The organism is Leclercia sp. Colony189 (genome assembly GCF_009740165.1).
Classification (GTDB): domain Bacteria; phylum Pseudomonadota; class Gammaproteobacteria; order Enterobacterales; family Enterobacteriaceae; genus Enterobacter.
Genome location: NZ_CP046557.1, coordinates 3,177,160 through 3,195,728 on the forward strand (window position 1 = coordinate 3,177,160; position 18,569 = coordinate 3,195,728).

Annotated in this window: 14 protein-coding genes; 3 read left to right on the plus strand and 11 right to left on the minus strand. The window is 58.6% G+C overall.

From position 1 onward, the window contains the following. Positions 1 to 5: 5 nt before the first annotated feature. The 5 genes from GNG29_RS15225 to bglX form a co-directional block, all read right to left on the minus strand. A complete protein-coding gene (locus tag GNG29_RS15225) occupies positions 6 to 923 on the minus strand; it encodes an ABC transporter substrate-binding protein (protein ID WP_103180290.1) in 918 nt (305 codons plus the stop codon). A gap of 70 nt (positions 924 to 993) precedes the next feature. Then, positions 994 to 2,229: an MFS transporter gene (locus tag GNG29_RS15230; RefSeq protein ID WP_103180292.1), complete on the minus strand. Its 1,236-nt coding sequence runs from the start codon at positions 2,227 to 2,229 to the stop codon at positions 994 to 996. A gap of 50 nt (positions 2,230 to 2,279) precedes the next feature. Then, on the minus strand, positions 2,280 to 3,839 hold the full coding sequence (locus tag GNG29_RS15235) for an MFS transporter (protein WP_156654888.1): 1,560 nt from the start codon (positions 3,837 to 3,839) through the stop codon (positions 2,280 to 2,282). Beyond that, positions 3,836 to 5,188 (minus strand): glycoside hydrolase family 28 protein, encoded by a 1,353-nt coding sequence (locus GNG29_RS15240; RefSeq protein WP_156654889.1) that lies wholly within the window; start codon positions 5,186 to 5,188, stop codon positions 3,836 to 3,838. Before GNG29_RS15240 ends, GNG29_RS15235 begins: the two co-directional genes overlap by 4 nt. A gap of 322 nt (positions 5,189 to 5,510) precedes the next feature. Continuing rightward, positions 5,511 to 7,808 carry a beta-glucosidase BglX gene (gene bglX, locus GNG29_RS15245; protein ID WP_156654890.1) on the minus strand — a complete coding sequence of 766 codons (2,298 nt, stop codon included), beginning with the start codon at positions 7,806 to 7,808 and terminating at the stop codon, positions 5,511 to 5,513. A gap of 189 nt (positions 7,809 to 7,997) precedes the next feature. Between bglX and dld the strand changes: the two genes are divergently transcribed. Together dld and GNG29_RS15255 are read left to right on the plus strand one after the other, a co-directional pair. Continuing rightward, on the plus strand, positions 7,998 to 9,755 hold the full coding sequence (dld, locus tag GNG29_RS15250) for a D-lactate dehydrogenase (protein ID WP_103180298.1): 1,758 nt from the start codon (positions 7,998 to 8,000) through the stop codon (positions 9,753 to 9,755). Between the two features lie 103 nt (positions 9,756 to 9,858). Beyond that, positions 9,859 to 10,413, plus strand: a complete 555-nt coding sequence (locus tag GNG29_RS15255) for a GNAT family N-acetyltransferase (RefSeq protein WP_103180299.1) — start codon at positions 9,859 to 9,861, stop codon at positions 10,411 to 10,413. A 99-nt stretch (positions 10,414 to 10,512) separates the two neighbouring features. On the opposite strand, the gene pbpG is transcribed toward GNG29_RS15255, so the two are convergent. Continuing rightward, the gene (gene pbpG / locus GNG29_RS15260; RefSeq protein ID WP_103180301.1) at positions 10,513 to 11,433 is read right to left on the minus strand and encodes a D-alanyl-D-alanine endopeptidase; all 921 of its coding nucleotides are present in this window, start codon (positions 11,431 to 11,433) and stop codon (positions 10,513 to 10,515) included. Positions 11,434 to 11,600: 167 nt separating this feature from the next. Then, positions 11,601 to 12,188, minus strand: a complete 588-nt coding sequence (locus tag GNG29_RS15265; protein ID WP_103180303.1) for a Yip1 family protein — start codon at positions 12,186 to 12,188, stop codon at positions 11,601 to 11,603. A gap of 155 nt (positions 12,189 to 12,343) precedes the next feature. Between GNG29_RS15265 and GNG29_RS15270 the strand changes: the two genes are divergently transcribed. Beyond that, positions 12,344 to 12,904, plus strand: a complete 561-nt coding sequence (locus tag GNG29_RS15270; protein WP_156654891.1) for a DedA family protein — start codon at positions 12,344 to 12,346, stop codon at positions 12,902 to 12,904. A 3-nt stretch (positions 12,905 to 12,907) separates the two neighbouring features. Here GNG29_RS15270 and GNG29_RS15275 read toward each other — a convergent pair whose 3' ends face one another. The 4 genes from GNG29_RS15275 to bglF all read right to left on the minus strand — a co-directional run bounded on the left by GNG29_RS15275 (position 12,908) and on the right by bglF (position 18,559). Next, positions 12,908 to 13,681: an SDR family oxidoreductase gene (locus tag GNG29_RS15275; protein WP_103180306.1), complete on the minus strand. Its 774-nt coding sequence runs from the start codon at positions 13,679 to 13,681 to the stop codon at positions 12,908 to 12,910. Between the two features lie 52 nt (positions 13,682 to 13,733). Next, positions 13,734 to 15,152 carry a multidrug resistance outer membrane protein MdtQ gene (gene mdtQ, locus GNG29_RS15280; protein WP_156654892.1) on the minus strand — a complete coding sequence of 473 codons (1,419 nt, stop codon included), beginning with the start codon at positions 15,150 to 15,152 and terminating at the stop codon, positions 13,734 to 13,736. Between the two features lie 143 nt (positions 15,153 to 15,295). Continuing rightward, positions 15,296 to 16,690: a glycoside hydrolase family 1 protein gene (locus GNG29_RS15285; RefSeq protein ID WP_103180309.1), complete on the minus strand. Its 1,395-nt coding sequence runs from the start codon at positions 16,688 to 16,690 to the stop codon at positions 15,296 to 15,298. A 12-nt stretch (positions 16,691 to 16,702) separates the two neighbouring features. Then, on the minus strand, positions 16,703 to 18,559 hold the full coding sequence (gene bglF, locus GNG29_RS15290) for a PTS beta-glucoside transporter subunit IIABC (RefSeq protein WP_156654894.1): 1,857 nt from the start codon (positions 18,557 to 18,559) through the stop codon (positions 16,703 to 16,705). Between the last annotated feature and the right edge of the window lie 10 nt (positions 18,560 to 18,569).

An 18,569-nucleotide genomic window follows, 5' to 3' on the forward strand; every position in this document is an offset into this window, starting at 1 on the left:
GCGGGTTATTTCACCAGCCCTTTTTGCTTCAGGTAATCTGCCGCCACTTTTTTGGCATCCAGCCCCTCGACTGCAATGCTGGCGTTCAGCTGTTGCAGGGTTTTCTCATCCAGCGTTTCAAATACCGGCTTCAGCCAGGCGTCCAGCTCCGGATAAGCCTTCAGCACCGCCTCGCGCACCACCGGCGCCGGGGCATAGATCGGCTGAACGCCTTTTGGATCGGTGAGGGTTTGCAGACCCAGCGCCGCTACCGGGCCGTCGGTACCGTAGGCCATCGCCGCGTTCACGCCCGAGGTTTGCTGAGCGGCTGCTTTGATGGTGACGGCGGTATCACCCCCCGCCAGTGAGAGCAGCTGGCTCTGATCGAGCTTGAAGTCATAGGCTTTTTCAAAGGCAGGCAGGGCATCCGGGCGTTCGATAAACTCGGCTGAGGCGGCGAGTTTGAAATCACCCTTCTCTTTCAGGTAGCGGCTGAGATCCTCAAGGGAGGTGAGTTTGCCTTTCTCCGCCACATCCTTGCGTACCGCGATGGTCCAGGTGTTATTCGCCGGAGCCGGGGTAAGCCAGATTAGCTTGTTCTGTTCGGCATCGAGTTTTTTCACTTTCTCGTAGCCATTGCTGGCATTTTTCCACGCCGGGTCATTTTCATCTTTGAAGAAGAAGGCCCCGTTGCCGGTATATTCCGGGTAGATATCCAGTTCGCCGGAGGTGATGGCGCCACGCACTACCGGGGTAGTACCCAGCTGCACTTTATTGACGGTTTTGACGCCATGGCTCTCCAGCACCTGCAAAATAATATTGCCCAGCAGCGCCCCTTCCGTATCAATTTTCGACCCGACCTTTACCGGCTCCGCTGCCTGTAATGGCAGGCTCAACGCCGCCAGCAGCGCCGCTGAACCAACAATCCCCTTTAAAATAGTCATTCCGCTTTCCTCATGATTTTGCCGCCTTTTTCAGAGGCTTGAGAGAAAAGCGTAGTCGATAAGTGGCGTTTTAGCGCGTCTCAGGCAGTTTTAACGGCAGGGTAAGCACGCTGGCGGCAAAGTAGAGCATGGCGATCACCCACAGCGTTCCCTCCACGCCGAGGGGGGCCACGCAGAGGGTGATAATCAGCGGCCCGACAAAGTTGCTCAGGCCGGAGCCCAGATTGAGGCAGGCGATCGCCGCGCCTTTGTTATCAGGAAGCAGGGAGGGGATCAGCGCGCTGAGCGGCCCGAACGCCCCGAGCCCAATGGCATAGAGCGCTAAGGCGCAGAACAGCGCGGGCTCGCTGTTACCAGACAGCACCGGGGCGTAGCATACCGCCACCATCGCCAGCCCGCACAGGGTGCCGGAGAACCAGACCACCGTGTTACGCCAGCCGATGGTGTCCCCCAGCCAGCCAAAGAAGTAGCTGGCGAAAATATTAACAACGTTCACCAGCCCCCAGATGGTGAGCCACGTCGCGATACTGAAGCCAAAGCGCGGCAGGTAGACCGGCATCAGGATCACCAGCGAAAATTTGCCGATGTCGTTGATGGTTTTGACGATCACCGCGAGACGCATTTTAGGCTCCCGCACCATCACCATGATCCCTTCGGTGAGTGCCGCCCCCATGCTGCCGCCCTGCGCCGTCTGCGGCCGATCGGGATTGAGCACCAGCGCGCAGAACGCCCCCAGTACCACAAAGATAAAGCCGCTCAACAGGGTGGCGGTTTCGCCGATCCGCGGCAGCATCAGGCTGGCGTACCACGGTCCGATAATGGTCATCCCCACGCCAAAGGCGATCCAGAACCAGGAAACCGCCCGCCCCAGGATACGCGGCTCGCAGCGCTGGTTAATCCAGACCAGGAACGAGTAGGCAAACAGCGGGTAAGCCACGCCGCGCAGGGCGTAGCTGGCGACCATCAGGGGGTAATTTCCCTGCGGCAGGGCATAGCCGATAAACGGGATCGAACCGAGAAAGTAGATCGCCGTGGCACTCCACATCAGACGACGCAGGCCCAGTACCCCCGCGCCGATCCCCGCAAACCAGGAGATCACCGCCACGCACAGGCCGAACACCGATGAGAGCAGGCTGATGTGAAACGCATCAAAGCCGCGGTTTTGCAGCATCGAGGCCAGCCAGCTTTGCTCGATGGTGGCACCGGTAATAAACAGAAAAATGCCGATAAAACCCCAGCTCAGTTCCCGGGGCAGACCCAGTCTGGCCCAGATCCCTTGCTGAATATATACGCTGTGTTCTGTCATGTGCTTCGTCCTGAAAGACCGGGGGCCCGGACCCGGTCAGGCTGTGAGGATCAGGCGTTGGTGAATTGCGGAGGGCTCTGACGCGCCATCATCCGTTTGCGGTTGAGATAGCCAACGGTGTTCTCGCCCCAGCAGTGCTCATACGGCATACCGGTCAGGCTTTCGATAACCGCACGGTTTTCCGCGCTGACGGTCGCCTTGCTGCCGCCCTGCTTCAGGCGCGCCACCTCTTCGTTCAGAATGGCGTGGGTGCGGCTGTTGATGCGGAACTGGCAGGCCGACCAGATCCCCCAGACGGTGAGGATCATCGGTAGCACAATCATGATCACCATGATCATGTTGATGGCCGACTGCGGCTGCGCGGACTGCCCGGAGACAAAGCCCGACATCTGCAAAGCCACGCCAACAAGGAAAATCGACATCGCCTGAGAGGCCTTACGCAGCAGACTCATAAAGCCGGCGAAGATCCCCTCCCGACGCTGACAGGTGAGGATCTCGTCCACGTCTGCCACGAAGGTGTAGTTATTCCATGGAATGGCGTAGATCCCGCCGCGCGCCAGGCCGGCAATCGCCGCCCCGGCATACAGCAGTACTATCCCACCGGTCTGGTGGAAGTACGCTGACACCAGCAGGGCAAAGGCCACCAGGGCCATTGAGGCCTGGGTGGCGAAGGCCCGGGACGGGGAGTAACGCAGGGTCAGCCAGGTGGCGATCCCGACGCCAAAGAATTGCAGGGCATTGATCACGCCGAGCAGGTTAGAGGCCATCACCGACGAGGTCATCAGGGCGAAGACCACGAAGTAGGTAAAGACGGAGTTGAAGATATCCTGCGCCACTGAACCGCCCAGATACATCCCGAGGTGCGATCTGAACGTTTTGATTTTCAGGGTGGAGAGGAAATCGTAATAGATATGGTACGTCCGGGTTGCCAGCGGCTCCTTCTCTTCCTCTTCACTGTGGGCTTCGCTCTGCTGGATCTCCTCCAGCGAACGTTCCCAGGTGCCGAAGTAGACAAAGAACAGTACGATCATAAAGGAGACGGTGAAAATGGCGCCGGTATAAAAGAATGACGCTGACGACTCCGGCCCGAAGTATGCCACCAGACGTCCCGGCAGGAAGGCGGCAGCAAAACCGGCCAGTTGGGCGATATACATGCGGGCGCTGGTGAGTTTTGAGCGCTTTTTGAAGTCGGAGGTCATCTCTGCCGACAGGGTGTCGTACGGGATGATGATCATGGTGTAAACGATCTCAAACAGGATGTAGAACAGCAGGTACATCCAGTAATTGAAGCCCTCCACCCACAGCAGGCTGTAGACCGACACCAGCGGAATGCTGGCCAGCAGGAAGAAGCGGCGACGGCCAAAGCGTCGGCCCAGCGCCGTCTTATGGAAGTTATCGGAAATGTAGCCGATGACCGGACACATGATCACATCGACAATACGCGCCACCGCAAACAGCGAGCCCGCCTGAATCGGCGTCAGCCCGCAGAAGGTGGTTAAGAAAAACAGCAGCCAGGCGCTGACCAGCGTGAAGGCACCGGAGCCAATCACATCTGCCAGCCCGTAACAGACATAGTTACGCAGTTTAATTTCTCGCACTTTTTTTATCATTTTGTATTCCCTGTATTCGCCGGGTAAGTTCGGATGCTCTCTTCATCCCAGCCCGCAGGTAACGGCAGCGGACGGGCAATCTGGATGACGTGCAGCTGTAATCCCTCAACACCTGCGGCATAGAGCGCGGGCAGTCCGTGCGGATAGCGTTCTACGCCGTAGGCGCGCCCCGTTTGCGGGTTAACGCGCCAGGCGTTATCCAGTCCCATCCCTGTCGGGCGCGCGGGGTTACAGGGAGGGCGCACGTCATAGCAGCCCTGCTCCTCGCTGGCGCTCAGGCGCTGAGAGAAGCTCAGCCCGTTAAAGGTGATGTCGTGAATGGCGCCCGGCACGTCGCTGTGCAGGTTGATAGCCCCTTCCCCGCTTCCGCTGAGGCTTAAGAACGTGACCTGGCTTATCTCGCCGGGCGCGACGTTGGGCGCGCGGTGGCGGACGGAGACAAAGACCGGATCGGCTTTTCCCCAGTGGCAGGGATCGCCGTGCCGGCAATCAAAGACGATATTGCTGAACAGCATCTGGCTGAACCGTCCGCCGTCGCGGGAGACCAGGCCGATGGCGCGGTTGGATTCGAAAATGACGCAGTTGCTGACCACCAGGTTGCGGATGTCGGCAAAGGTCTCGGTGCCCACTTTGATGGCGCAACTTTTTGAGCGAATGACGCAGTTATTGACCGTGACGTTCTCCATCGGCTGCTGCAACGCTGCGCTTTTGGCGGTGGTCTTCAGGCAGATGCCGTCGTCGGCGGCGCTGAAATAGCTGTCGCTGAGGTGCACATGCTGGCAGCTGTCGAGATCCAGCGCATCGGTATTGGAGAGCGCCAGATCGTTATCAATGGTGATCTGTTTGATAAAAACATGCCTGCAGCTGACCAGGTGCGCGGTCCACATGGGTGCGTCGTACAGCGTGATATCGGCGATCCGCACCTGCTCGCACCCTTCCAGCACCAGCATGCGCGGACGATGGGTTTTAGGCTGACGGTAGCCCTGGGCGTCCGGCGCTGGCGCAAACCAGGCGCTGGCATTGCCGTCGATGCAGCCTGGACCGCACAGGGTCAGGTGATGGGCATCACGCGCATAGAGGAGCGCCATTCTGGAAAGCTCGGCCATGCTTTGGGTTTCGCAGGCCTGGTAGTCCGCCTCATGGGGGCTCGCCAGCAGACGCGCACCGGCTTCCAGATGCAGGGTGAAGTTTGACGGTAATACCAGCGTGCCCGTCAGGTAGGTACCCGGCGTGATCACCAGCGTACCGCCACCGGCCTGGGCGAGGGTCGCAATCAGCCCCTGGAGGAGATCGGTGACGGGAGTCAGACCGCTGCGGTCGAGAACGACATTTTCTAACGAGAGCTTCATGTTGATACCTGTCAGCTGTTAAGTGACAGGCATTTAACGCCGTTTTATCCCCCTGCTCGCGGGCCCTGTCTGGGGATTTTGAGCGAAGAGTGAAGATCGTCACGCCAGGATAAGGCGGTAGAAAGGGCTTTTGATGGGGTTCACGTTTTATCAGGGGCGGCAAAAATGAAGTGTGAAAATCATCACAAATCACCCGCCAGGGAGGGATAAAAAAGAGGGAATCAGGTCGGTTTCAGGCGGGACTGGAAAAAAATTGCGGGGCCGATCACGAATCAGGTGAGGCGGCCCCGTCTGGATATTGCCCGGCAGCGCCGGGCTATTTTTACAGCAGTTCGAACTCACCCTTGTTTACGCGGGCAGAATCCGTACCGATAAAGACGTTGAACTTGCCTGGCTCAGCGTCATATTTCATCTGCTGATTCCAGAACTTCAGCGCATCCACGTCGATCGGGAAGCTGATGGTCTTCGTTTCACCCGGTTTCAGGTTAACCTTCTCAAAGCCACGCAGCTGTTTTACCGGGCGGCTCATGGAGGCGGTAATATCCTGAACGTACATCTGAACCACCGTCTCCCCTTCACGTTTGCCGGTGTTGGTGACATCCACGCTGGCGGTCACCGTGCCGTCCGCCTTCATGGTCGGGGCCGACATTTTCACCTCAGAAACCTTAAAGGTGGTGTAGCTCAGGCCATAACCAAACGGATAGAGCGGACCATTGGCTTCGTCAAAGTAGCGCGAGGTGTACTTGTTCGGCTTGTCGGCGTTGTAAGGACGGCCGGTATTCAGGTGGCTGTAATAGACCGGGATCTGCCCCACCGAGCGCGGGAAGGACATCGGCAGTTTACCCGACGGGTTGTAGTCACCAAACAGCACGTCGGCAATGGCGTTACCGCCCTCGGTACCGGCGAACCAGGTTTCCAGAATCGCGTCAGCCTGCTGATCTTCTTTCACCAGCGCCAGCGGACGGCCGTTCATCAGCACCAGCACCAGCGGCTTGCCGGTGGCTTTCAGCGCGGCAATCAGATCGCGCTGGCTTTGCGGCAAGGTGATATCGGTACGGCTCGAGGCTTCATGCGCCATCCCCTGAGCTTCACCCACGACGGCCACGACCACATCAGACTGCTTCGCAGCATTCACCGCTTCGTCAATCATCTCCTGGGCGGAGCGCGGATCGACCTTCACGGCCTCTTCATACTGGTTGAGGAAGGTGACGATGTCTTTATCGTTGGTGACATTGGCCCCTTTGGCGTAAATCACTTTGCCTTTGTCGCCCAGCGCATCTTTAATGCCCGTCAGCACCGTGACGGACTGATCCGCCACGCCTGCCGCAGACCAGCTGCCCATCACATCGCGTTTGCTGTCGGCCAGCGGGCCCACCACCGCCACGGTGCCAGATTTCGCCAGCGGCAGGGTCTCGAGACGGTTTTTCAGCAGCACCAGGCTCTCACGCGCCACTTCACGCGCCTCTTTGCGGTGCAGGCGGCTTTCAGCGTTGGTGTCTACCGGGTCAGACTCTTTTGGCCCCAGGTGGCTGTACGGATCGTTAAACAGCCCCATATCATATTTGACGTTCAGAACATGGCGCGTGGCGTCATCCAGCTCCGCCATGGTGACCTTACCGCTCTTCACCAGACCCGGCAGGTACTTGCTGTAGTACTCATCGCTCATGCTCATGTTGATGCCGGATTTCAGCGCTACCCGCACCGCATCTTCCGGATCCGCCGCCGTGCCGTGCTTGATCAGCTCCTTGATCGCCCCGTGATCGGAGACGGTGATGCCCTTAAAGCCCCACTTGTCGCGCAGAACCTCTTTCAGCAACCAGCTGTCGGAGGTGGCCGGCGTCCCGTTCAGGGAGTTCAGGGCCACCATTACCGCGCCGCTGCCGGCATCCAGACCCGCTTTGTACGGCGGCATATAGTCGTTAAACAGGCGCTGCGGGCTCATGTCGACGGTGTTGTACTCTTTACCGCCCTCCACGGCGCCATAGGCGGCGAAGTGTTTGACGCTGGTCATCACCGAGTAGCGATCTGCCGGGCTTTTGCCCTGCATCGCTTCTACCATGGTTTTACCCATCGTCGCGGTGAGATAAGTATCCTCCCCGAAGCCTTCTGAGGCGCGGCCCCAGCGTGGATCGCGGGAGACGTCCACCATCGGGGCCCAGGTCATGTTGAGGCCATCATCCGCCGCCTCGTATGCAGAGACGCGACCGACGGTTTTCACCGCCTCGAGGTTAAAGGAGGAGGCCAGGCCGAGGCTGATCGGGAAGACGGTACGCTGGCCGTGAACCACGTCATAGGCGAAGAATAACGGGATTTTCAGGTGGCTGAGTTCCATCACCTGATCCTGCATCTTGCGGATATCCTGGCGGGTGACGGTGTTGAAAATCGCCCCTACCTGCCCGTTTTTAATCATCTCGCGAATGGCTTCTTTCGGATTATCCGGCCCGACGCTGATGAGGCGCAGCTGGCCGATTTTCTCATCAACCGACATCTTAGTAAGCAGGTCGGTTACAAATGCGTCCCGGGCTTCCGGCGTGAGCGGATGATTGCCAAACAGGTCGTCAGCCAGCGCGGGTTGCAGCGCCAGACTTACAGCCACACCTACAGAACAGAGCCATTTCATTTCGTTTACTCTCTCATCAATAACCGCCGGATAGTCGCGGCCAGACCGTACGAAAAGCGCAGTGTGCCATAAACCCTCTGAACGTTGCAGGGTTTATTCTCTGATTTTTCTGGTGAATAGTCGTTCGCTTAAACATTAATCGCGCTATGATTTTCGACGACGCATTTGAATAACCACAAGGGGTGGATGATGTCTTCTGTACAACTGCACGATAACACCAGCTTCATTAACGAGTTGTCACGTCTGGTAGGCCAGGCGCACCTGCTTACCGACGCCGCAAAAACCGCCCGCTACCGCAAGGGCTTTCGCTCCGGCCAAGGGGACGCGCTGGCGGTGGTGTTCCCGGGCACGCTGCTGGAGCTGTGGCGGGTACTTAATGCCTGCGTCGCGGCAGACAAAATCATTCTGATGCAGGCGGCCAATACCGGCCTGACCGAAGGCTCCACGCCGAACGGCAATGATTACGATCGCGACATTGTCATCATCAGCACCCTGCGCCTCGATAAGCTGCATCTGTTGGATAAGGGCGAGCAGGTGCTGGCCTACCCGGGCACCACGCTCTACTCCCTGGAAAAGGCGCTCAAGCCGCTGGGCCGGGAGCCGCATTCGGTGATTGGCTCCTCCTGTATTGGCGCCTCGGTGATCGGCGGGATCTGCAATAACTCCGGCGGCTCGCTGGTGCAGCGCGGCCCGGCCTATACCGAAATGTCGCTGTTCGCCCGCATCGATGAGCAGGGCAAGCTGACGCTGGTGAACCATCTGGGTATCGATTTAGGGGTCACGCCGGAGCAGATCCTCAGCAAGCTGGATGATGACCGCGTTAAAGATAGCGATGTCCTGCATGACGGGCGCCACGCTCACGACCATGATTACATCAGCCGGGTACGTGAAATTGATGCCGACACCCCGGCGCGCTATAACGCCGACCCGGACCGTCTGTTTGAATCCTCCGGCTGTGCCGGCAAGCTGGCGGTCTTTGCCGTACGCCTGGACACCTTCCCGGCCGAGAAACGCCAGCAGGTGTTCTATATCGGCACCAACCAGCCGGAGGTGCTGACCACTATCCGTCGCCACATTCTCGGGGAGTTTACCCATCTGCCGGTCGCCGGCGAGTATATGCACCGGGATATTTACGACATCGCCGAACGCTATGGCAAAGACACCTTCCTGATGATCGACAAGCTCGGCACCGACAAGATGCCCTTCTTCTTCACCATGAAGGGACGCACCGATGCGATGCTGGAGAAGGTGTCGCTGTTTAAGCCTAACTTTACCGACCGCTTCATGCAGAAGCTGGGCAGCGCATTCCCGGCACACCTGCCGCCGCGGATGAAAAGCTGGCGGGATAAGTATGAACATCACCTGCTGCTGAAAATGGCGGGCGACGGCATTGCCGAAGCGCAAAGCTGGTTGAGCGAATTCTTCAAAACCGCGGAGGGGGATTTCTTTGCCTGCACCCCGGAAGAGGGCAGCAAGGCCTTTTTACACCGCTTTGCCGCTGCTGGCGCCGCGATCCGCTATCAGGCGGTTCACGCCGACGAGGTAGAGGATATTCTGGCGCTGGATATCGCCCTGCGCCGCAACGATACCGAATGGTTCGAAAAACTGCCGCCGGAGATCGACAGCCAGCTGGTGCATAAGCTCTATTACGGCCACTTTATGTGTTACGTCTTCCACCAGGATTACATCGTTAAAAAAGGGGTCGATGCCCACGCCCTGAAGGCGCAAATGCTGGCCCTGTTGAAGGCGCGCGGCGCGCAATATCCGGCGGAACACAATGTCGGTCACATTTACGAAGCACCGGATTCATTAAAACAGTTTTATCGCGCTAATGACCCAACTAACAGTATGAACCCGGGGATTGGCAAAACAACCAAGCATAAAAACTGGAAAGAGGAGTCAGAAACAGTGCGTAATGGCTCGCAAGCTACTGATCACACCAGTTAGCCCGAACGGACCTACTATTAAGCCCCTATAAATCGTACTAGAGTAGCCACGGGTCGCCAGAGAAACGTTTCTCTGGCTTTTTTTGATGAGGAGCGGACATATTATGTCGGCTGTTGAAACTTTCTCCGAAACTGACGTTCAGGTTCGCGATGCCGAGCTTGAGGATGCGCATGCCATTGCCGCCATCTATGCCTGGCACGTGCTGAACGGACGCGCATCGTTTGAAGAAGTGCCTCCTACCGTTGACGAGATGCGCGAGCGCATACACGCGGTGACCAGTCAGGGGTTGCCGTGGCTGGTGGCGCTCTATCGGGGTATCGTGGTGGGTTACTGCTACGCCACCCACTATCGTGCACGCCCCGCCTACCGTTATACCCTTGAAGAGTCGATTTACGTCGAGGCCAGCACGCCCGGACGCGGCTTTGGCAGCGCGCTGCTGAGCGCCCTGATTGCCCGCAGCGAAGAGGGGCCGTGGCGCCAGATGATCGCCGTGGTGGGCGACGGGCCAAACAACGCCGGGTCGTTACGCCTGCATAAAAAGCACGGTTTTGAAGTGGCGGGGCAGCTCAGAAGCGTGGGATATAAGAAAGGTGACTGGCGCGATACGCTAATTTTGCAGCGCCCCCTTAACGAGGGTGACTGGACGCTGCCGGAGTAATCTATTTCAACGCGGTATTGCCGGGTGGCGCTGCGCTTACCCGGCCTACACAACCCGTAGGCCCGTGCAAGCGAAGCGCCGCCGGGCATTAAACGCGATTCAATCGTTCTGCGCCGTCGCCATCTGGGCGGCTTTTTGCTTTTTGTAGCTCAGGGCCGCGGCGGGAACCGGGGTGACTTTTCCGGTTTCAATCCAGGTCCGCAGCCGGCTGGCATCGGCAAAGTGGGTATATTTGCCAAAGGCATCCATCACCACCAGCGCTACCGGCTTGCCATTAAAGACCGTGCGCATCACCAGACAGTGGCCCGCCGCGTTGGTAAAGCCGGTTTTAGTCAGCTGGATATTCCAGTTATCGCGGTAGACCAGATGGTTGGTGTTACGAAACGGCAGGGTATAGGCCGGATGCGAGAAAGTGGCCATCTCTTCGCGGGTGGTGCTGAGCTGGCCGAGCAGCGGATACTGCTTAGTGGCAATCAGCAGCTTCGTCAGATCCTGCGCCGTCGAGACGTTATGAATCGACAGACCGGTTGGCTCCACAAAACGCGTCTGGGTCATGCCCAGCGCCTTCGCTTTGGCGTTCATGGCGCGGATAAAAGCGTCATAGCCGCCCGGATAGTGGTGGGCCAGGCTTGCCGCGGCGCGGTTTTCCGAGGACATCAGCGCCAGCAGCAGCATATTTTTACGGCTGATTTCGCTGTTCAGACGCACGCGGGAATAAATCCCTTTCATCTCTGGCGTATGGCTGATGTCGACGCGCAGTTTTTCATCCAGCGGCAGCCGTGCATCCAGCACCACCATCGCGGTCATTAATTTGGTAATCGAAGCGATCGGGCGCACCAGATTCGGGTGGCTGGAATAGATCACTTTGTTGGTATTCAGATCGACGATCATAGCGCTGCCGGAAGCAATCTCCGGCTGTGTCGCCGTAGCCACAGCGGCAGTGTTGGCGATTGCGGGGGTCGCCACTGGCACAGCCAGCAACAGAGCAAGACTCAGTAAAGAAACGCGGAATTTCAGCATGGTGAGATTTCGGATAATTATTCACGCACGTAATAACGTACGCCGCCCGGGCCGAAGCGAGAACACGGGCTGGCTAAGGCATCATAGCCGTCCGGATGCCTTGCTACCAGTAGTTAATCGTGAACAGATGCTGCATTGCTGGCAATTCCGCCAGCAATGCAGTGACGTCAGAAGAGACGATATCCATAACCCCAAAGAATAACCGTCAGCGCCAGTAACACTTCCAGCAACAGCACACCGATGGCGAGCGTAGAACCGGAAAAGCTGCGGCCCTCCTCTTTATTGATATTCAGGAAGGTAGGAATACCGATATAGAGCAGATAACCGGTATAAAACAGCGCCAGGGTGCCCACCAGCGCGCAGAGCCAGACAATAGGATAGAGCGCCACAATCCCGCTTAAAAATAGCGGCGTTGCCACGTAACCGGCAAACACCATGCAGTGCGCCAGGGAAGGACGCTGCGGATAGCGACGCGCCATCCAGTAAATCACCCGCCCCATTACCGCCACCCCTGCCAGCATCAGCGCGTAAAAGACCGCGGCCAGCGCCAGTCCGGTTGTCCACGAAAGTTTTACAATGTTGCCGTCGTCAAAATCCCAGCCAATTTGCGTGGTACCAATGAACGCGCAAATTACCGGTACGGCGGCCATCAACAACACATGGTGGGTATAGTGATGGCTGACCGTTTCGTTTTCGCTTCTGATCACGTGCATTTCACGATCGGGATGGGAAAAGAGTCCCCAGACATGGTTCATAACGCCCCCTTGTTGTCGGCCCGCTAGCGATAACTCAAGTATAATGCAGCCTGAGATTATTTTTTGAGCAACACAAGGAAATGGTCATTGTCGGTTCATTGACAGAGGGAGTGTATGATTAGGCAGACTTTCTCAGGACAGCTACGCTTACCCCTATGGACATTAATACTCTCATTGCACAGTATGGCTATGCCGCGTTGGTTATTGGCAGCATAGCGGAAGGCGAGACTATCACCCTACTGGGTGGCGTGGCGGCGCATCAGGGGCTGCTGCGTTTTCCCCTGGTCGTGGCCGCAGTAGCGCTGGGGGGCATGATCGGCGATCAGCTACTCTATCTGCTTGGCGTCCGGTTTGGTCCGGCGATCCTGCGGCGCTTTTCCCGCCATCAGAAGAAAATCAACCGCGCCCAGCAGCTGATCCAGCGCCACCCTTACCTTTTCGTGATCGGCACCCGCTTTATGTACGGTTTCCGCATCATCGGCCCGCTGCTGATTGGGGCCAGTCACCTGCCGCCAAAAATTTTTCTGCCGCTGAACATTGTGGGCGCCATCATCTGGGCGCTGCTCTTCACTACTTTAGGCTACGTGGGCGGTGAAGTGCTGGAGCCCTGGCTGCACGCGCTGGACCAGCACCTGCGCCACTGGATCTGGCTGATTGGGGTGCTGGTGCTGGTTTTCGCGGTGCGCTGGTGGCTTAAACGCCGGGATCGCAGCTAAGCATTACTGCTCCGGTTTAAACTGCGGATTGCCCAGCATAAAGCCGCCATCGACGATAAATGACTGTCCGGTGGCGTAGCTGGCGTCGGTGTCACATAGCCAGGCGACCAGGCTGGCAATCTCTTTGGTATGCCCCGGCCTTGCCAGTGGAATGTTGGGCATGGAGCCGGGCTTCACTTCGCTGTCGTCCATGTCATTCATCGGGGTGGCAATGGCGCCCGGCGCCACGGCGTTCACCAGAATGTTATGGTGAACCAGCTCCATCGCCATCGACTTGGTCAGGCCGCCGAGGGCGTGTTTGGCTGAGGTGTAAGCGCTGGCCTCCGGCAGCGGCGTGTGTTCATGCACCGAGGTGATATTGACGATACGTCCCCCCTCCCCCTGCTTCACCATCTGCCGGGCGGCGATCTGCGAACAGAGAAATGCCCCGTCCACATCGACGCTAAAAATGGATCGCCACTGGTCATATTCCATCTCAAGAAACGGCGCTTTGGTCATCGCTCCGGCGTTATTGACCAGCACGTCAAGACGGCCGAAACGTTCAATCAGCGTCTCGATGGCTTTCGCCCCGTCCGGCAGTTGGCTGAGATCCAGATGGATGGCCTCTGCCCGCTGCCCGCGCGCCTCGATCTCGCGACAGGTTTTCATCGCCCCTTCTTCATCCGAGTGCCAGGTCACGCCAATATCAAACCCACGCTCCGCCAGCATCAGCGCTGTGGTTTTGCCGATTCCCGAATCTGATGCCGTTACAATAGCCACACGATTGGTTGAACCCATACTCACCTCCAGAAAAGAAGACAAAGAGATAAGTATAGTTACTTCTCACTTTTCACCCGTGGTGATAGCCGCCGCCGAGCGCAGAGGTGAGTTGCAGGGTGGCATCCACGTATTGCCCCTGCAGCGCAATCCCGGCGAGTTGTTCCTGCAGGGCGGGGATTCTGGCCTCGCTGACGCGCGAGCCTGCGACAATCCCGGCGTTGAAACGCGCCTGCGCCAGGGCCACGACCCGGGCGGCATCGGCTTCCACGCGCTGCTGATGTTTATTTTTTGCCATCAGCGTTTCAACGTCGCTGGCGCAGCGGGTCACCTGATTGACCGCCTCCACCACCGCTTTGTTGTAGTGAGCAATCGACAGATTGCTTTGCGCCTGGGCAATATCAAGATTCGCATTCAGGCGTCCGCTGTCAAAAATTGGCAGGGTCAGACCGGCGGTGACGCCCATCTGCTGCGCCGAGGAGCGGAACAGATCGCTTAAGTGCAGCGCATCCTGTTGCAGGAAGGCCATCAGGTTTACATCGGGATAGAAGGCCGCTTTCGCCGCATCCACCTCATGCAGGGAGGCTTCGATATACCAGTGCGCCTCCTGTAAATCAGGGCGGCGAGCCAGTAATTCATAGCCGAGGGCCGACGGCAAATTGCTCTCCACAGTGGGCAAGGCATGCGGGGTGAGCTTCACCGTCGGGGAGTTGGTGAGCGCCGCCAGACGTGCCTCGATGGCTTTCATTTTCCCCTTCACCTCCGCCAGTCGCTCATCGGTTTTACTGGCGCTAATGTCGGTTTCCACCCCTTCCACGGAAGAGGTAATGCCATGCTGGTATAGCTCCCGGTCGGTACCGATAATCTTGAGCTGCTCCTGTTTGATGGCGGTTAAGAGATGCCCGATGGCCGCCTGGGTCTGCCAGTCCCAGTAAAGACGCGCCACGCTGCTGGCAAGCAGTTGACGGGTCTGCTGCAGCTCCGCCTGTTGTGCATTGACCTTCCCGATGCGGGCTTCCACCTGGGCGCGGTTTTTACCCCACAGATCCAGATCCCAGCCGGCGGTCAGGCCAAAGGTGCCGTTGGTATACCAGGGGCCGGTGGTTCCGGCCGCCGGATCGGTTATCGCGAAGGGGCCCATTAGCCCTTCGGCTGACATCTTCTGGCGCTCTGCATCGGCAGAGAAATTAACCTCCGGGCCATCGGCAGCCATGGCCATTTTGGCCTGCGCTTCGGCAAGGGCGATGCGCTGACGGGCAATGGTCATATCTGGCGCATCGGCCAGGGCTTTGGTAATCAGCTTATTTAATTCTGGATCGTGAAAATCTTCCCACCAGCTATCTTTAGGCCACTGGCCGGCAGCCAGGCCGGTATCGATTTTCGCAGCGGGGATCTGTTGATTAAGCGAGGCAGCGGGATCGTGGCCGGGCGCGCAGGCAACCAGAAGCAGAGATAAAGGCAGGCAGCAGAAATAAAAAGTCGAACGTTTCATCACGTTATTCACCCCAATAAAGAAGGGGGCAAAATACGCCCGTCTCGCCTCCTTTGTTTAGGAATGGGTGGCAATCCACAATTTGTCATACCTTTACATACCTGGAAAAGGCGCCCGGGGCGTGGCGGGCGCCATTGCAATCATCAGGCTTTCAGCGAAGCGCCTTTGGTCGCAATCACCTCCTGATACCAGTAAAAACTCTTCTTGCGGCTGCGCGCCAGGGTGCCGGCCCCGCTGTCGTCACGATCGACATAGATAAAGCCGTAGCGTTTTGAGAGCTCCGCTTTGGAAGCACTCACCAGATCGATCGGCCCCCAGCTGGTGTAGCCCATCACTTCCACGCCGTCGTCAATCGCCTCGCGCACCTGCACCAGGTGGTCGTTGAGATAGCTGATGCGGTAATCATCCTGCACCCTGCCGTCGGCGTCCGGCTTGTCCTTCGCCCCCAGGCCGTTCTCAACAATAAACAGCGGCTTCTGATAGCGATCCCAGAGCACGTTCAGCAGGGTACGCAGGCCAACCGGGTCAATCTGCCAGCCCCACTCCGAGCTTGCCAGATGCGGGTTAGGCACCATGCTGAGGATGTTGCCGCGCGCCTGCTGGTTCAGTTCTTCATCGGTAGTGACACAGCCGGTCATGTAGTAGCTGAAGGAGATAAAGTCGATGGTCGTTTTCAGCGCCTCGCGATCGGCCTCCGTGACGTCAAGCGTGATGCCGTGATCGCGGAAGAAGCGCAGCATATAGCCCGGGTACGCCCCGCGGCACTGCACGTCGCCGAAGAACTGCCAGGCGCGGTTTTCCTGCAGGGCTTCCAGCACGTCGTCCGGCTTGCAGGTCAGCGGATAGACCAGGCCGCCCAGCAGCATGTTGCCGATTTTGGCATCCGGGATGATCTCGTGGCAGGCTTTTACCGCCAGCGCGCTCGCCACCAGCTGATGATGGATCGCCTGATAGACCTCCGCCTTGCTGCTGGTTTCCGGCAGGCCGACACCGGTCATCGGCGCGTGCAGGGACATATTGATTTCGTTAAAGGTGAGCCACAGCTTTACCTTGTGCTGATAGCGAGTGAAAACGGTGCGGGCATAACGCTCGAAGAACCCGATCGTCTGGCGGCTCCCCCAGCCGCCGTACTGCTTCACCAGCCCCCACGGCATCTCGTAGTGCGAAAGGGTCACCAGCGGGGTGATGTTGTGGGCCGCCAGCTCGTCAAACAGTTTGTCGTAGAAAGCCAGTCCGGCCTCGTTCGGCTGCTGTTCATCGCCGTTCGGGAAGATACGCGTCCAGGCAATGGAGACGCGCAGGCAGCTGAAGCCCATTTCGGCAAACAGTCTGATGTCCTCCGGGTAGCGATGATAGAAATCGATCGCCACGTCTTTGATACCGCTGTCGCCCGCCACGCGCTCCACCACCGGGCCAAACACCCCCTGGGGCTGTACGTCAGAGGTGGACAATCCTTTGCCATCGTCCAGATAAGCGCCTTCTACCTGATTCGCGGCAACCGCGCCGCCCCATAAGAAATCGTCCGGGAAAGTTTTCATTCGGTTCTCCTGTTATTGATGGCTTACGCAAAGCAACGGCGCGCCGGCCTCGACGGCGGTCGCCGCCACGGTCTCGACAGCACGGTAGTCGTCGCTGTTGCTGATAATAATCGGGGTCGCCAGATCGTATCCGGCATCGAGGATGGCCTGGCGGTCAAACTCCAGCAGCAGATCGCCAGGCTGTATTTTGTCACCCACCTTCACGTGGGCGGTAAACGGCTTGCCGTCGAGCTTCACGGTATCGATCCCGACGTGGATCAGCACCTCGATGCCGCTGTCGCTCAGCAGGCCGATGGCATGTTTAGTGGCAAATATCGAGGCCACCTCCCCGGCAAAAGGGGCAATGACTTTATTATCAGCAGGAATGATCGCCGCGCCCTGACCGAGCAGGCCGCTGGCAAAAGTGGCGTCCGGCACCTGATCCAGTGCCAGCACTGTGCCACGCATCGGCGAGAGCACCGTGCCTTCATCGACGTTCGCCGTCACCGGGGCAGTGGCCGGGCTGGCGGGCATGCCGGCAATCAGGGTCAGGACGCAGCTCAGCACCAGCGCCACCACCATACCCGCAATCCCGCCCCAGAGCGTGGCATCCACCCCGCCCGGCGGGATCATCTGTGCGATGGTGAAGATATTGCCGAAGCCAAAAGAGTAGACATGGGTATCGGCGAAACCGACAATCGCGCCGCCGACCGCCCCCGCCACGCAGCCAAAGATAAAGGGACGGCGCAGGGGCAGATTCACGCCATAAACCGCCGGCTCGGTGATACCGAAAATCCCCGCCGTGACTGAGGAGCCCGCCAGCATTTTCAGCCGTGTATCGCGGGTTCGCAGGAAGACGCCAGACGCGGCCCCCACCTGGCCCATCACCGCCGGGAGTAACATTGGCAGCATGGAGTCGTGACCCAGCACGGCGAGGTTATTGATCATCAGCGGCACCAGCCCCCAGTGCAGGCCGAAGATGACGCAGACCTGCCAGACCGCGCCCATCGCCGCGCCAGCCAGCCAGGGAGCAAGCACGTAGATCCACTGATAGCTGTTCGCCAGCATCTGGCTGAGCCAGGTGGCAACCGGGCCAATGACCAGGAAGGTCAGCGGCACCGTCAGACCTAAGCAGATCAGCGGGGTGAAGAAATTTTTCATCGCCGACGGCAGGCACTTGTTGCCCTGCTTCTCCAGCCAGCAGCTGACCCAGGCGGCGAGAATGATCGGAATGACCGACGAGCTGTAGTTGAACCAGGTCACCGGAATGGCGAGGAAGGCATTGGCCGCCGCGCCCGCCTGCTGGCTGGCCTCAAAGGCCTGAATCATGGTCGGATGCACCAGCGCCCCGCCAATCACCATGGTGATAAAGGGGTTGCCACCAAACTTTTTCCCGGCGGTGTAGCCCAGCACCAGCGGGAAGAAGAAGAACAGCGCGTCACTGGTAGCAAACCAGATTTTGTAGGTGCCGCTGTCGGTGGTCAGCCAGCCGCACACCACCGCCAGCGCCAGGATCCCCTTCAGGATCCCCGACGCGGCGAGGACGCCGATAAAGGGGGTAAAAATGCCGGAGACGATGTCGATAAGCTGGCCGCCGAGGCTGGTTTTTTCGCCTTTAATCTCTGCGGCGGGCGCGTCGTCAGCCAGCCCCGCCTCCTGGCATACCGCCTGCCAGACGTCGTGGACGTGGTTGCCAATCACCACCTGGAACTGGCCGCCGCTTTCAACCACCATGATCACGCCTGGATTTTTCTTCAGCCCTTCGGCATCGGCATGCTGAGCGTCTTTCAGTTTAAAACGCAGCCGGGTAGCGCAATGAACCAGGCTGACAATATTCTCCTTGCCGCCAACGTGGCCGAGAATATCCTTCGCCAGTGCTTGATATTCCATCTCTGTTTCC

Excerpts from the sequence above, each read along its gene's own strand:
- dld (WP_103180298.1), top strand. The coding sequence starts at position 7,998 with ATGTCTTCTGTACAACTGCACGATAACACCAGCTTCATTAACGAGTTG.
- GNG29_RS15275 (WP_103180306.1), bottom strand. The coding sequence starts at position 13,681 with ATGGGTTCAACCAATCGTGTGGCTATTGTAACGGCATCAGATTCGGGA.
- GNG29_RS15255 (WP_103180299.1), top strand. The coding sequence starts at position 9,859 with ATGTCGGCTGTTGAAACTTTCTCCGAAACTGACGTTCAGGTTCGCGAT.
- GNG29_RS15235 (WP_156654888.1), bottom strand. The coding sequence starts at position 3,839 with ATGATAAAAAAAGTGCGAGAAATTAAACTGCGTAACTATGTCTGTTAC.
- GNG29_RS15240 (WP_156654889.1), bottom strand. The coding sequence starts at position 5,188 with ATGAAGCTCTCGTTAGAAAATGTCGTTCTCGACCGCAGCGGTCTGACT.
- bglX (WP_156654890.1), bottom strand. The coding sequence starts at position 7,808 with ATGAAATGGCTCTGTTCTGTAGGTGTGGCTGTAAGTCTGGCGCTGCAA.
- GNG29_RS15285 (WP_103180309.1), bottom strand. The coding sequence starts at position 16,690 with ATGAAAACTTTCCCGGACGATTTCTTATGGGGCGGCGCGGTTGCCGCG.
- pbpG (WP_103180301.1), bottom strand. The coding sequence starts at position 11,433 with ATGCTGAAATTCCGCGTTTCTTTACTGAGTCTTGCTCTGTTGCTGGCT.
- GNG29_RS15225 (WP_103180290.1), bottom strand. The coding sequence starts at position 923 with ATGACTATTTTAAAGGGGATTGTTGGTTCAGCGGCGCTGCTGGCGGCG.
- mdtQ (WP_156654892.1), bottom strand. The coding sequence starts at position 15,152 with ATGAAACGTTCGACTTTTTATTTCTGCTGCCTGCCTTTATCTCTGCTT.
- GNG29_RS15270 (WP_156654891.1), top strand. The coding sequence starts at position 12,344 with ATGGACATTAATACTCTCATTGCACAGTATGGCTATGCCGCGTTGGTT.
- bglF (WP_156654894.1), bottom strand. The coding sequence starts at position 18,559 with ATGGAATATCAAGCACTGGCGAAGGATATTCTCGGCCACGTTGGCGGC.
- GNG29_RS15265 (WP_103180303.1), bottom strand. The coding sequence starts at position 12,188 with ATGAACCATGTCTGGGGACTCTTTTCCCATCCCGATCGTGAAATGCAC.
- GNG29_RS15230 (WP_103180292.1), bottom strand. The coding sequence starts at position 2,229 with ATGACAGAACACAGCGTATATATTCAGCAAGGGATCTGGGCCAGACTG.